Below are 14,120 nucleotides of genomic sequence, written 5' to 3' on the forward strand. Positions count from 1 at the left end.
CGCGTTCCGTATAGGTCAGGATCTGACCTCTTTCGCTCCTACTGTGGGTCTCGACCTCGGAACGGCACTCACGGAAGAAGAGGACCATGAGCGACTCCACCCCCCTCGGCCAGACCGTCACCGGCGAGCGCGCGGACCTGCTGGCGGCGCTGGCCAAGCAGCGGCACTTCCTGCGCTTCACCACCCGCGACCTCACCGACGAGCAGGCCGGGCAGCGGACCACGGCCAGCGAGCTGTGTCTCGGCGGTCTGATCAAGCATGTGGCCGGGACGGAGCGCGGGTGGGCGGAGTTCATCGTCGAGGGCCCGTCGGCCATGGGTGACTTCGACTCGATGACCGAGGCCGACTTCGCCGCGCGGCTCGACGAGTTCCGGATGCTGCCCGGCGAGACCCTCGCCGGGGTGCTCAAGGAGTACGACGAGGTGGCCGCCCGTACGGACGAGCTGATCGCCTCGCTGCCCAGCCTGGACGCCGACCAGCCGCTGCCGACGGCACCGTGGTTCGAGCCGGGCGCGCGCTGGTCGGCCCGCCGGGTGCTGCTGCACATCGTCGCCGAGACCGCCCAGCACGCCGGTCACGCCGACATCATCCGGGAGTCGCTGGACGGGGCGAAGAGCATGGGCTGAGCGGCGACCCGATGTCCGACGGGCCCGTCGGCCGCCGCAGCCGGAAAAGGCGTGGCGGTCCGGCGGGCCCGTCGTTACGATCACCGCGATGACCATTCACCCCGTTGACGGATTGGGGGACTCGTCCGCGCAAGGTGAGTGCTGATGTCCCATCAGCCGCTCACCCGGCCGCTCACCCGGCCCGCGACCGACGATTCCCGACTTCTTCTGTGGCTGCGCGTGCGCGAGTTCGCCGTGCCGGCCTCCATGATCGAGACCGCGACGGCCCGGCGTCTGACCGGTGACTGGGCGGGCGCCTGCGCGGCGGCCGCCGTGGACGTCGATCTCCCGTTGCGTTCCGTGGCGCGCCGGCACGGCCGGGAGCGGGCGGAGCGGATCCGCTCCGATCTCCGCCATCTCGCTCCCGACCTGCTGCGCTGGCACCTGCCGAGGATCGCGCCCGACGGGCTCCTGCGCCCGGGCCTGACCATCCCCCTCGCCCGCTACGACCCACCGGACGGCGACGACGGACCGCCCCTGCGGCTCGTGGTGCGCACGCCGCCGGGCGGGGCGGACGCCGCACAGCGCGTCAGCCTGGCGCTGTGGGAGGGGCCCGGGCCGGGCTCCCAGAAACCCGGCTTTGAGGGCACTGGCTCTGAGAGCACCGGCTTTGGGGGTACCGGCTTTGGGGGTACCGGCTTTGGGGGTACCGGCGGCCGCCATCCACATCCGCTGCCCAGCCGGCGCTTCCGCCTCGACCTGCACCGCCATCTGTGGGACGCCCGCAGGACCGACGAGCTGCGGCTGCGCTCGGGCGCGGACCGGCCGCCCGACACGGAGGCTCCCGCGTCGGCACCGCGGTACCCGGTGGACCGGTGGGCGGCCGAGGCACGGCTCCTGCTGCGGGCGGACAGGGCGGGCGAGACACCCGGCCGCCCTCACCCTCGTACCGTCGTCGTACGGCTCGGCGGACGGCACCGTCTGGCTCTGGACGTGGAGGCCCGCCCGGTCATCGGGCCGGTGCCCGCCGACGCCGCCGCGTCCGGGCTGCCGTTGCTGCCCGACGCCTCGACCTGGGTGCCACCCGATCTGGAGCTGCTGCGCGCCGGGCTGATCGACGCCGACCGGCTGCATCCGCTGGTCGCCGCCGCGCTGGCGCCCGGCCACAGGCCGCCCTCGCCCGGCGCCGGTCCCGCACCGCCTCCGGGCCGGCCGGGGCAGCCGCGGATCGTCGAGTGCCGGGGCGCCCGGCATCGGATCGGCCTGGTCGACGGAATGCTGGCCGCCCTCGACCACGATCCGGCCGAGATCCGGCGCGAGGAGCTGCTGGCCGCGCTGACCGGCACGCCGCTGCCCTGCCTCCGGTTCATCGACGAGGCACACCGCCGGCCCGACTGTCTGCCCGACGTCCGCGAACGCCTCCGGCACGGCGATGTCGCCGGTGCGCTGGCCGTCGTCGAGGGTCTGCTGGGCCCCGACGCCGTCCTGCGCGGCGGTCCGCTGCGCGAGGCGCTCGAGGCGGCCGCGCGGGGACGGATCGCGTACGGCCTGTTCCGGGCGGGTCTGACCGAGCAGAAACCCGCCCTGCCCCTCATCAGAACGAGCGGCCGGGGCCGGGCGAGGCGCTCGCGCCCTCGGCACGCCACCTTCTCCTGACCGTTCCTCCTTTTCCCTCTCCTCCTCCGGTGTCCCTTCGCCGTGCGGGCGTCTCCGCCTGCCCCGTCGGGATCCGGACACGCACCCCGAAGGTGATCCCACATGACCCTGTACGCCCCGTCCCCCACTTCCCAACTCGACGTCGCCGCCGACCTGTTGGCCCTGTTGCGCGACTCGACCACCGAACCGCGCCCCGACGTCCAGTTGGAGGCGCTGACCCTGGCGGTCGCCGCCGACCTCCCGGTGCTCCTGTGGGGCGAGCCGGGCATCGGCAAGACCGCCGCCCTCACCCAGCTCGCCACGGAGCTGGAGCTGCCGCTGACCACGGTGATCGCCAGCGTGCACGAGCCGTCCGACTTCTCCGGTCTGCCGGTCGTCGGCGACGACCCCGCCGAACAGGGCGTTCCGATGGCCCCGCCGGACTGGGCGGTACGGCTGGTGCGGGCCGGGCGGGGGCTGCTGTTCCTGGACGAGCTGTCCACCGCGCCGCCCGCCGTGCAGGCCGCGCTGCTCCGCCTGGTGCTGGAGCGGCGGATCGGCTCGCTGCGGCTGCCGCCCGGCGTACGGATCGTGGCCGCCGCCAATCCGCGGTCCTCGGCGGCCGACGGCTGGGAGCTGAGCCCGCCCCTGGCGAACCGGTTCGTCCATCTGCACTGGGCCCACGACCACGAGGTCGTCGTCCGCGGCCTCGGCGGCGTCTGGCCGCGTGCCACCCTGCCCCGGCTGGACCCGGACCGGCTGCCGGAGGCCGTGGACTTCGCGCGGCGCGCGGTGTGCGGGCTGCTCGCCGCCCGGCCCACGCTCGTGCACCGGCTGCCCAGTGCCGAGACCCGCCGGGGCGGGCCCTGGCCGTCGCCCCGGAGCTGGGACATGACGCTCTCCCTGATCGCGTTCGCGTCGGCGGCCGGTTCGTCCCGCGAGGTGCTGTCGATGCTGGTGCGGGGCACGGTCGGGGACGGCCCGGGGCTGGAGCTGCTGGCGAGCGTGGACCGGATGGACCTGCCGGACCCCGAGTCGGTGCTCGCCGACCCGGCGGGGGCGGAGCTGCCCGAGCGCGGGGATCTGCGCCAGGCCGTCCTGGACGGTGTGGTGGCGGCGGTGCGGGGCCGTCCGGACCGGGCGCGCTGGGACGCGGCGTGGGCCGTGCTCGTGCGGGCGCTGGAGACGGGCGCCCCGGACCTGGTCGTCGTCCCCGCGACCACCCTCGCCTCGCTGCGGCGGGAGGACTGGGACGTCCCCGAGTCGATCGAACGGCTCGCCGGTGTGGTGACGCTGTCCCGGCACGCGGACCACGCGGCGGCGCGCACGGCGAGCCGCGCGAAGGCGGGCCGATGACCGAGGAGCGGCCCGCACTGGATCTGGACAAGCTCTTCGCCGCGCGCCTGCACGCCGCGCGGGCCCGCCCCTATCTGGCGACGGCGCTGTTCGCCCTGCACACCGTGGCGTCCCGGCAGGTGCCGACGATGGCCGTCGACCGGCACTGGCGGTGCTACGTCTCCCCCGGCTTCGTGGACCGCACGCCCGTGGAGGAACTCGCGGGGGTGTGGGTGCACGAGGTGTCCCATCTGCTGCGCGACCACCACGGGCGCAGCGAGCGGGTCGCGCGCGAACGCGGTCTGACCGGGGCGGCCGAGCGGCTGCGGATGAACATCGCGGCGGACTGCGAGATCAACGACGACGTGTTCGGCGACGGGCTGCTGCGGCCGCGGGGCGCGGTCGTGCCGGGCCTGCTGAAACTGGCCCCGGGCAAGCTGATGGAGGACTACCTGCGCGAGTTCCGGCTCGGTCCGCACACGCAGGACCTGGCGTGGCTGGACTGCGGCAGCGGCGCCGACGGGCGCGAGCGGGAGTGGGACCTCGGACCGGACGGGGCGCACGGGCTGAGCGCGCAGGAGCGGGACGCGGTGCGGTTCCGGGTGGCGCAGGGCATCAAGGCGCGGCCGGGCAGCACACCGCAGGGGTGGCAGCGGTGGGCGGAGGAGGCGTTCCATCCGCCGCAGCCGTGGCGGGAGCTGCTGGGCGCGGCGGTGCGCTCGGCGGCCTCCGGGCCCGGTGCGGGCGAGGACTACACGTACGGCCGTCCGTCGCGGCGCTCGACGTCGGTGCCCGGTGCGGTGCTGCCGAGCCTGCGGCGCAGGCCGCCGCGGGTCTGCGTGGTCGTCGACACCTCCGGGTCGGTGAGCGACGCCGAGCTGGGCGGCGCGCTCCTGGAGATCGCGGCGATCTCCCGGGCCGTGGGCGGGCGGCGGGACCTGGTGAGCGTGGTGTCGTGCGACGCGGCGGCCCGGACGGTGCATCCGCTGTGCCGGGGCGAGGGCATCGCGCTGGTGGGAGGCGGCGGCACGGATCTGCGGTCCGGTTTCACGACGGCGCTGCGCTCCCGGCCCCGGCCGGACGTCGTGGTGGCACTGACCGACGGGCAGACCCCGTGGCCGAGCACGCCGCCGCCGTGCCGGACGGTGGTCGGCCTGTTCCCCCGGGACTCGTCGTCGTACCGGCACGAGGACGATCCGGACTACGAACCGGAGACGCCGCCGGCCTGGGCGCGGGTGGTGGAGATCGGCTAGGTCTCGGGGGGGGCGTGCATCGCGTTCCCTGGGCCGCCGTCCGCGCTCAGTTCTAGGCTGGAGGTCTCGCCGGTGCGGGAGACCGGGGCCGGCCAGGGAGGTCTCGATGACGGACGCGTCGTACCACCACCGCACATCCGGTGCGCCCCGGGACGGCCGCTATCTCCCGGTCGCCGAGCACGGGCTGATCGGCGATCTGCGCAGTGTGGCCCTGGTGGGGACGGACGGCACGATCGACTGGTACTGCTGCCCCGCGTTCGACTCGCCGAGCGTCTTCGGCGCGATCCTGGACGCCGAGCGCGGCGGTTCCTTCGCGCTGGCGGCGGCGGTCCCGGGCCGGACCAAGCAGTTCTACTTCCCCGACACCAACGTCCTGATCACCCGGTTCTTCACCGAGGACGGCGTGGGCGAGGTGCAGGACTTCATGCCGCTGGACGGCGGTCCCGGCGACGCGGACCGGCACCGGCTGATCCGGCGGGTGCTGTGCGTGCGCGGCACGGTCCCCTTCGAGGCCCGGGTGGCCCCGCGGTTCGACTACGGCGCGCAGCCGCACACCCTGCGCGTCGAGGACGACGTGGCGGTCTTCGCCTCCGCCGGGCTGACCCTGGCGCTGACCGCGACGGTCCCCCTGGAGGCCGACGGGGCCGACGTGCGCGCGGAGTTCAAGCTCGCCGAGGGCGAGTCGGCGGTGTTCGCCCTGGACCGGGTCGGCGGCGAGGTGACGCCCCGCCGGTGCGCGCGCACCGAGGCGGAGGAGCAGTTCGCGGCCACGGTGTCGTACTGGCGGCGCTGGCTGTCGGCCTCCCGGTACCGCGGGCGCTGGCGGGAGATGGTGCACCGCTCGGCCCTCACCCTCAAGCTGCTGACGTACGCGCCGACCGGGGCGATCGTCGCCGCGCCGACCACGAGTCTGCCCGAGGAGCTGGGCGGGGAGCGGAACTGGGACTACCGCTATGTGTGGGTGCGGGACGCGGCGTTCTGCGTCTACGCGCTGCTGCGGCTGGGCTTCTCCGGTGAGGCCGAGGCGTTCATGGAGTTCGTGACCCGGCACATCGCGCCGGGTGACGGCAAACCGTCGGGACCGTTGCAGATCATGTACGGCATCGACGGCCGCACGGACCTGTCGGAGAGCGAACTCACCCATCTGGAGGGGCACCGGGGCTCGGCGCCGGTCCGGGTCGGCAACGCGGCGGCCGATCAGCTCCAACTGGACATCTACGGCGCGCTGATCGACTCGATCTATCTGTACGACAAGTGGGCCAAGCCGGTGTCCAGCGCTCAGTGGGACGACGTGTGCGCGCTGGTCGACTGGGTGTGCGAGCACTGGGACCAGCCCGACGAGGGCGTGTGGGAGACCCGGGGCGGCCGCCGCAACTTCCTGTACTCGCGGCTGATGTGCTGGGTGGCGATCGAGCGGGCGGTCCGGATGGCGAACCGGCGCGGTCTGCCCGCCGATCTGCCGCGCTGGCAGGCGGCCCGCGACCGGATCTACCGGCGGATCCACAGCCGGGGCTGGTCTGCGGAGCGCGGGGCGTTCGTGCAGCACGAGGACGGGGACGTGCTGGACGCGGCGGTGCTGATGATGCCGCTGGCCAAGTTCATCGCCCCGACCGACCCCAAGTGGCTGTCCACGCTGGACGCGCTCACCCGCGAACTGGTGTCGGACTCCCTGGTCTACCGCTACGACCCGCGCGCCAGCCCCGACGGGCTGCGCGGCGACGAGGGCACGTTCTCCATCTGCTCCTTCTGGTACGTGGAGGCCCTGGTGCACGCCGGCCGGCTGGACGAAGCCCGGCTGGCCTTCGAGAAGATGCTGACGTACGCCAACCATCTCGGCCTGTACGCCGAGGAGATCAGCCACACCGGCGAACAACAGGGCAATTTCCCCCAGGCGTTCACCCATCTCTCCCTGATCAGCGCGGCGTTCAATCTGGACCGCGCCCTGGGCTGACCGGTAGGCAGGGAAGATGACCATGCAGAACCACCCCGTCGACCACGAACTCGTCGAGGCCGCGGCGCACGTCGCCCGCACACGCTGCCGGGGCGACAACCACACCATGGCGGCCGCGGGCCGCGCCCCGGACGGCCGGATCGTCACCGCGGTGAACGCCTACCACTTCACCGGCGGCCCCTGCGCCGAGCTGGTCCTCATCGGCGCGGCGGCCGCGCAGGGGGTCTACGAGCTGACCACGATCGTCGCCGTGGGCGACCGCGACCGAGGGGTCGTTCCTCCGTGCGGCCGGTGCCGGCAGGTGCTTCTCGACTACTTCCCCGGCGTCGAGGTCATCGTGGGCGAGGGCGACGGCATGCGGGCGGTGCCGGTCGCCGAACTGCTGCCCGCGAGCTACGTGTGGGCCGACCACCAGCTCGACACCGAGTGACGGGACGGGGCCGCGTACCCGGTGGCGGGGCGGCCGCCGGCCCGTCATCGGCCCCAGATCGCGCGGTACGCCTCGCGGTAGCCCGGCGGGTCCCAGGTGGTGGCGCCCTCGCTGTTGGCGGCGGTGGCGATGTGCACCGGGGCCGCGTACCCGGTGGCGGGGCGGCCGGCGAAGGCCCGGTTGAACTCGTCGACGATCTGCCACCCCTGCTGGGACAGCGGTTCGGGCACGGTCGCCTGCTGGTACTGCTCGCTGTCGATGCGCTGGAAGGCGGACGGATCGCCGTCCCCGGCCCCGATGTTGTACGGCGGCCCTGTGCCCTCCTCGCCGGCCGCGCGGAAGGCGGGCGCGGCGTCGGCGAAGTACAGGTCGTTGATGGCCACGGAGTGCGTCCAGGCGTCGCCGAACCGGGCGAGGAGGGCGGAGATCTCGCGCGGGGTGCGGCTGCTCGCGTCCGGGATCGGGATGTTCTCGTAGGCGAGGATCCGCACCCCGGGGCAGGTGGCGAGCGCGGCGCGGATCAGCTCGGACTTGTTCCGGGCGAACGGGATCGAGGCGTCGGTGATGATCACGGCCCCGGCCCGGCCGCCGGACTCCGCGATGACCCACTGCGCGCTGATCCGGGCCACGTCCTCCACGCGCGTGGTGACGTTGGTGAAGAGCGGGGGCCTGCTGCTGGGGCCGGGGGCGGCGACCGCGTGCCAGCCGACGAGGGGGATGCCCAGTTCACCGGCCCGGGCGACCTGCCGTGACGTGGCGTCGGGGTCGAACCCGCCGATGACGATGCCCGACGGTCTGAGGGCCACGGCCTCGCTCATCGCGGCCTGGATCCCGGCGGGCGTACCGCCGCCGTCGATGACCCGGACGGTCCATCCGATGACCCGCGCGGCCTGCCGCACACCGTCGGCGGCGCCCGCGACGCCGGGGTTGGTCATGGTCTGGGCGACGTAGACGAGCGTCCTGCCGGGCACGGCTCGCGGGCCGGTGGTCGGTCCGTCCCAGGGCGCGTCGGTGGCCTCGGCCGTGGTGACGGCGGCGGCCGCCCGGGCCTGTACGGCGGGACAACCGGCCGCGCCCGGGACCGTCTCGTCGGGATCCCGGGAGGAGCCGCGTTCGCAGCCGGCCAGCAGGGCGGCACAGGCCAGCAGGGCGCAGGAGGCGAGCCGCGCGGTGCGGGCGGGGGCGCCTGAGCGGTGGCGGCCGGACACGGGGACCTCCCTTGAGCGACGGTGGGCGAATGTGCCACGGACAGCGGTGTCAGGGCGGGGACGGTGGCGCGTCGGCGGTCTCTGCCCTCGCCGGTTCCCTCCCGCTGCGCAGTCGGCGACGCGCCTCGTACCCGGCCAGGCCGACGGCGAGGAGCAGGGTGCCGCCGTAGAACAGCGGGACCGTCCAGAACTCGCCGCCCAGTTGGCCGATGCCGGTGAGGCCGACGGCCAGGACGGCGACCGCCACGACCGTGCCGAGGGCGTTCGGCCGGCCCGGTCTGATCGCCGTGGCGCCGAGGAGGGCGCCGACGAAGGCGGGCAGCAGATAGTCGAGGCCGACGCTGGGGTTGCCGATCTGCTGCTGGGCGGCGAGCAGTACACCGGCGCAGCCCACGATCAGCCCGGAGGCGGTGAACGCGTACACCGTGCAGGCGCGGACGCGGATGCCGACGAGTTCGGCGGCGCGCGGGTTGGAGCCGACGACGTACAGGTACCGGCCGAGCGGGAGCCGCTCCAGGACCACCCAGAGCGCGGCGGCGAGGCCGAGCACGTAGAAGGCGGGGACCGGGAGGCCGAGGAAGGTGGAGTCGTAGAGGTCGGTGAACGCGGGCGGCAGGCCCCCGGGGCCGGGGACGATCCGGCCGCCGTCGGTGACCCACCCGCTGACCGCGTACATCATGCTGCCGGTGCCGAGGGTGGCGATGAAGGAGTCGATGCGGCCGAAGACGACGACGATCCCGTTGAGGACGCCCACCAGCGCGCCGCCCGCGATCACGGTGAGGCAGGCCAGCGGCCAGGGCCAGCCCTCCTCGACGATGAGCTGGAGCACCATCACATGGGCCAGGCCGAGGCCGTAGCCGATGGAGAGGTCGAAGGCGCCGGTGACGACGGGGACGGTCGCGGCGAGCGCGAGGACGGCCGGGATGGACTGGTTGGACAGGATCGAGTCGACGGTGTCGAGGGTGGGGAAGGTGCGGGGCAGGGCGAGCGAGAAGACCACGACGAGCAGGACGGTGAGGGCGAGCAGTCCGTAGGCGCCGATCCAGTGCACGCCGGGGCGGCGCGGGCGCGGGGTGGTCGTCATGGGCGGGTCCCGGTCGCGGGCCCGGTCCCGGTCGCCGGCCCGGTCCCGGTCGTCGGCCCGGGGAGGGCGGAGGCGGCCCGGGTGAGCGCGGCGGCGGTGAGGGCCGGTCCGGTCAGCTCGGCGGTGACCGATCCGCGCACCAGGACCAGGGCGCGGCGGCAGACGCTCGCGACCTCCTCGGCGTCGGTGGAGACCAGCAGGACGGCGAGGCCCTGGGCGAGCGCCTCGTCCAGCAGCCGGTGGAGGGCGGCCTTGGCGCCGATGTCGACGCCGGCGGTCGGTTCCTCCAGGATCAGCAGCCGTGGGCCCACCCGCAGCCGGCGTCCGATCATGACCTTCTGCTGGTTCCCGCCGGACAGGGTGGCGAGGACGGCCTCGCCGTCGTCCGGCCGCACCGCGAACCGTGCGATCAGCCGGGCTGCCTCGGCGCGTTCCCGGCGGGGCCGGATCCAGTGCGGCGCGGACCCGTCGGCGGTCCGGGGCACGGCGAGGAGGTTCTCCCGTACGGTCAGCCGGGCGAGGCAGCCCTCGCGCAGCCGGTCGGCGGGGACCAGGCCGGCACCGCGCGCCACGGCCTCGGCGACCGTGCGGGGGCGGTAGGGGCGGCCGTCGAGGAGGACCCCGCCGTCGAGCGGCGGCCGGGCCCCGGCCAGGGCGCGGCCCAGTTCGGCGTGTCCGGCGCCGGTCAGGCCGACCAGCCCCAGTGCCTCCCCCGCCCGCAGCTCCAGGCTCACCGGCCCCACGCCGGGGGCGTGGGCGGCGTCGAGCGCGAGGACGACCGGTCCGGTGCGGCCCGCGGTGCTCGGGGGGACCGTCGCGGGCTGCTCCTCTCCGACGATGTCGTGCACCAGGCGGGCGGGGCTGTGGCCGGCCAGCGGGCCGTGGCTGACGAGCCGGCCGTCGCGCAGTACGGCGAAGGAGTCGGCGACCCGGTACACCTCGTCCAGGCGGTGGCTGACGTAGAGGAGGGCGTGGCCGCGGTCGCGCAGGGTGTGCAGGACGTCGAAGAGGCGGGCGCAGTCGGCGGCGGGGAGCCGGGCGGTCGGCTCGTCCAGGACGAGGAGCTTCGCGTCGGTCGCGAGGGCCCGGGCGATGGCGACCTGCGCGCGTTCGGCCGGGGCGAGCCGGGCGATCGGGGTGTCCGGGTCCAGACCGGCCGCGACGGTCCGCAGGGCGTCGGCGCAGCGCTCGCGGGTCCGCCGCCAGGAGATCAGCCCGGCGCGGCGCGGATACCCGGCGCCCAGGGCGATGTTCTCGGCGACCGTCATCCACTCCACGAGGCCGAGGTCCTGGTGGATGAACGCCATGGCGCGGGTCGCGGCACGGCTGCCGAGCGGGTGGCCGTCGACCGTGACCTCGCCGGTGTCGGCGCGGTGGACACCGGCGAGCACCTTGATGAGGGTGGACTTCCCTGCGCCGTTGGGCCCGAGGAGGGCGAGGACGCCGCCCGCGTGGACGTCGAGGTCGACGCCGTCCAGGGCGACGGTCCCGCCGAACCGCTTGCCGAGCCCGCGGACGCTCAGCATGGGGTGCGCCGTGGGCGGGGCGGGATCTTCGTGTCGTTTGACATTGTTTGTGACATTACGTGCCCTTGCGTACGACATTCCGCGCAGCCCGCGTGTCCGGCGGCGTGTCAGGCGGCGTCGAGGCCGCATTCGGCCCAGATGACCTTGCCCTCGGGCAGATGGCGGGTCCCCCAGCTCCGCGCGAGCTGTGCGACGAGGAACAGGCCGCGTCCGCCCTCGTCGTTGGAGCCGGCCTGGCGCAGATGCGGGGCCGTGTTGCTGCTGTCGGAGACCTCGCAGATCAGTGAGCGGTGGTGCAGCAGCCGGACCCGGACGGGACCGGAGCCGTGCCGGATCGCGTTGGTGACCAGCTCGCTCAGGATCAGCTCCACGGCGAACGCGGTCTCCTCGAGCCCCCAGTCGGCCAGTTGGCGTGTCGCGCGGGCGCGGATCTCGCCCACGAGGGCCGGGTCGGGAGGCAGGTCCCAGGCGGCGATCCGGGCGGGGTCCAGGGCGTGGGTGCGGGCGACGAGCAGGGCGATGTCGTCGCAGGGGTGGGCGGGGGCGACGCTGTCGAGGATCGCCTCGCAGGTCTCCTCCGGGGAGCGCTCCGGATGGCCGGCGAGGGCACCGCGCAACTGGTCGAGGACGAGGTCGACGTCGCGGTTGCGGTCCTCGATGAGCCCGTCGGTGAAGAGCACCAGCCCGCTGTCCGGCGGCACGTCGATCTCGACCGCGTCGAACGGCAGCCCGCCGAGGCCCAGCGGCGGCCCGGCGGGCAGTTCGGGGTAGGAGACGGTGCCGTCGGGACGGACCAGCGCGGGCGGCGGATGCCCGGCGCGTGCCATCACACAGCGCTGCTCGGTCGGGTCGTAGATCACGTACAGGCAGGTCGCGCCGATGATCCCGACGCCCTCGCCGTCGGGATCGTCGCGGTCGAGGCGGCCCACCAGGTTGTCGAGGTGGCCGAGGACCTCGTCGGGCGGGAAGTCGAGTTCCGCGAAGCTGCGGGCGGCGGTGCGCAGCCGCCCCATGGTGGCGGCGGAGAGCATGCCGTGGCCGACGACGTCCCCGACCAGGAGTCCGATCCGGGCCCCGGACAGCGGGATGACGTCGTACCAGTCCCCGCCGACGTCGGACTCGGCGGGCAGATAGCGGTGGGCGACCTCCACGGCGTCCTGGTCGGGCAGCCCGTGCGGCAGCAGCCGGCGCTGGAGCGCGAGGACCATCCCGCGCTCGCGCGTGTAGCGGCGGGCGTTGTCGGTGGACAGGGCGGCCCGGCTCACCAGCTCCTGTGCCAGCGACCGGTCGTCGTCCCCGAAGGGGGCGGGATCCTGCGCGCGGTAGAAGCTGACGACCCCCAGGACGACACCGCGCGCGAGCAGCGGTACGGCGATGAGGGAGTGGACGTGGGCCAGCAGCCGTTCGGTGTGCTCGGGGTCCTGGGCGAGCCAGCCCGCGGCGACCTTCAGGTCCGGTTCCAGCTCGGCGCGGCCGGTGGTCAGACAGCGCACCTGGGGTGCCGTCGGGCCGAACACGATCCGCTGCCCGACGGGTGTGAAGGGGAGGTCGTCGCGGATGCCGTGCACCACGGTGCGCACCAGGTCGGCGAGCGGATCGGCGGACTCCTCGCCGCGGAGCACGGGCTCGGGCAGGTCGACGGTGACGTAGTCGGCGAACCTCGGGACGGACGTCTCGGCGAGTTCCCCGACGGTGCGGCGCACGTCCAGGGTGGTGCCGATCCGGGCGCCGACCTCGGACAGCAGCTCCAGCCGGCGACGGGCGGCCACGGCGTAGGCGCCGACGTGGGGCTCGCCGACGAGGAGCAGGCCTCGCGTGGAGGGGGGTGGGGTGGGGGGTGGGGGCCCGGTCCGCCCAGTCCGCCCGGTGCGCTCGGTACGGGTGGAGGGCGGAGGGCCGGTGCGGCGGCCGTCGATCGTCACACCACCGTCTGTCGCCGTCGGTGTGGTGGGCGCCGGGCGGGGTGGCGCGGCGGCGGTGAGCCGTGCGAGCCGGGACACGGCGGCGAGGACGGTGGGGGCGGTCGCGAACTCGGGCAGGGCGTCGCTCTGGTGCGGGACGGCGACCTCGGGCCCTCCAAGCCCTCCGGGCCCGCCGGGGGCGGCCGGTCCGGGGACGACGACCTCGATGGCGAGACCGGCCACCCCCGAGGCGCTCGCCGTCGGGCGGCTCACCAGGGTGACCCGTCGGCCGTCGGAGAGGGTCACGGCGACGGCGGCCCGCTGTCCGCGGGAGAGCAGCTCGGCGGCGCGTTCCAGGAGCAGCGCCCGGTCCCGGGGGTGGAGCCCGAGCGCCGGTTCGTCCAGGGCGACACCGCGCCGCGGGCCGTCGGCGGTGTCGACGCCCGTGGCCAGGTACGCCCGCAGCAGCGCGCGCTCGCGGGCCGAACTCTCGCCCAGCAGCCGCCGCTCCACGGCCCGCACCGCCCTGCGCAGGACGATGCCCAGCGCCGGACTGTCGGCGGCGCGCGGATAGCCGAAGCACAGGACGCCTTCGATCCGCCCGCTGAGCGGGTCCCGGACGGGCAGCGCGACGCAGGCGTTCTGCTGGGAGCGTTCCGCGAAGTGTTCGGCGCCGTGGACGCGGATGAACCGGCGGTCCGCCAGCGCGAGTCCGATGCCGTTGGTGCCGGCGAAGCGCTCGGCGAACATGAAGCCGGGGACGCGCTGGAAGGCGGGCAGCCGGGCGGCCAGCGACGCCTCGCCGAAGCGGCGCAGCAGGACCGTGCCGGTGGCGTCGGCGACGCTGATGTTGATCTCGGTCCCGGAGTAGCGGGCCTGCAGGCGGTCCAGCACCGGTGCGGCGGCGCGGACGATCCGCCCGTCCGGATCGAAGTCGTCATGGAAGGGCGGATCGGCCTGGTCCGGGGAGAGCCCGAGGCTGCGGCAGCGCCGCCAGGAGTCGAGGATCGAGCCGCGCACCCCGCCCCGCGCGACCGGCTCCCCCTGGAGGAACCGCTCACGGAGGTGGGCGGGCCCCGTCGGCATCGGTTCCCCGCCGGACCGGACCATGCTTCGCCTCACTCACGCCCGCGACATTCCACCAGCCATGAAGAACGCGACATCGCTGGAGATACGAATACAGCCGAGGATA

10 protein-coding genes are annotated in these 14,120 nt (G+C 74.8%); 6 read left to right on the top strand and 4 right to left on the bottom strand.

The features are described 5' to 3' along the window. The first annotated feature begins 86 nt into the window (after nt 1–86). The 6 genes from AFM16_RS04450 (at nt 87) to AFM16_RS04475 (ending at nt 7,209) form a co-directional block, all read left to right on the top strand. Nucleotides 87–626, top strand: a complete 540-nt coding sequence (locus tag AFM16_RS04450; protein ID WP_030786839.1) for a DinB family protein — start codon at nt 87–89, stop codon at nt 624–626. 144 nt (nt 627–770) lie between these two features. Beyond that, nucleotides 771–2,261, top strand: coding sequence for a hypothetical protein (locus AFM16_RS04455; RefSeq protein ID WP_078632514.1), 1,491 nt, complete (start codon nt 771–773; stop codon nt 2,259–2,261). A gap of 102 nt (nt 2,262–2,363) precedes the next feature. Then, nucleotides 2,364–3,596, top strand: a complete 1,233-nt coding sequence (locus AFM16_RS04460) for an AAA family ATPase (RefSeq protein WP_078632516.1) — start codon at nt 2,364–2,366, stop codon at nt 3,594–3,596. Next, complete coding sequence (locus tag AFM16_RS04465) at nt 3,593–4,828, top strand: vWA domain-containing protein (protein ID WP_107419023.1); 1,236 nt, start codon at nt 3,593–3,595, stop codon at nt 4,826–4,828. Before AFM16_RS04460 ends, AFM16_RS04465 begins: the two co-directional genes overlap by 4 nt. A 106-nt stretch (nt 4,829–4,934) precedes the next feature. Further along, the gene (locus tag AFM16_RS04470; RefSeq protein WP_030786827.1) at nt 4,935–6,779 is read left to right on the top strand and encodes a glycoside hydrolase family 15 protein; all 1,845 of its coding nucleotides are present in this window, start codon (nt 4,935–4,937) and stop codon (nt 6,777–6,779) included. Between the two features lie 16 nt (nt 6,780–6,795). Continuing rightward, a complete protein-coding gene (locus AFM16_RS04475) occupies nt 6,796–7,209 on the top strand; it encodes a cytidine deaminase family protein (protein ID WP_078632518.1) in 414 nt (137 codons plus the stop codon). Between the two features lie 44 nt (nt 7,210–7,253). Here AFM16_RS04475 and AFM16_RS04480 read toward each other — a convergent pair whose 3' ends face one another. The 4 genes from AFM16_RS04480 to AFM16_RS04495 form a co-directional block, all read right to left on the bottom strand. Further along, a complete protein-coding gene (locus tag AFM16_RS04480) occupies nt 7,254–8,417 on the bottom strand; it encodes a substrate-binding domain-containing protein (RefSeq protein ID WP_078632521.1) in 1,164 nt (387 codons plus the stop codon). Nucleotides 8,418–8,466: 49 nt separating this feature from the next. Continuing rightward, entirely contained in the window at nt 8,467–9,501 is a 1,035-nt protein-coding gene (locus AFM16_RS04485; protein WP_078632523.1) for an ABC transporter permease, read from the bottom strand. Beyond that, the gene (locus tag AFM16_RS04490; protein ID WP_245177631.1) at nt 9,498–11,027 is read right to left on the bottom strand and encodes a sugar ABC transporter ATP-binding protein; all 1,530 of its coding nucleotides are present in this window, start codon (nt 11,025–11,027) and stop codon (nt 9,498–9,500) included. The genes AFM16_RS04485 and AFM16_RS04490 overlap by 4 nt, the downstream gene beginning before the upstream one ends. A gap of 107 nt (nt 11,028–11,134) precedes the next feature. Then, nucleotides 11,135–14,038 (bottom strand): SpoIIE family protein phosphatase, encoded by a 2,904-nt coding sequence (locus AFM16_RS04495; RefSeq protein ID WP_078632526.1) that lies wholly within the window; start codon nt 14,036–14,038, stop codon nt 11,135–11,137. Between the last annotated feature and the right edge of the window lie 82 nt (nt 14,039–14,120).

The organism is Streptomyces antibioticus, from assembly GCF_002019855.1.
In the GTDB taxonomy this organism is placed as follows: domain Bacteria; phylum Actinomycetota; class Actinomycetes; order Streptomycetales; family Streptomycetaceae; genus Streptomyces; species Streptomyces antibioticus_B.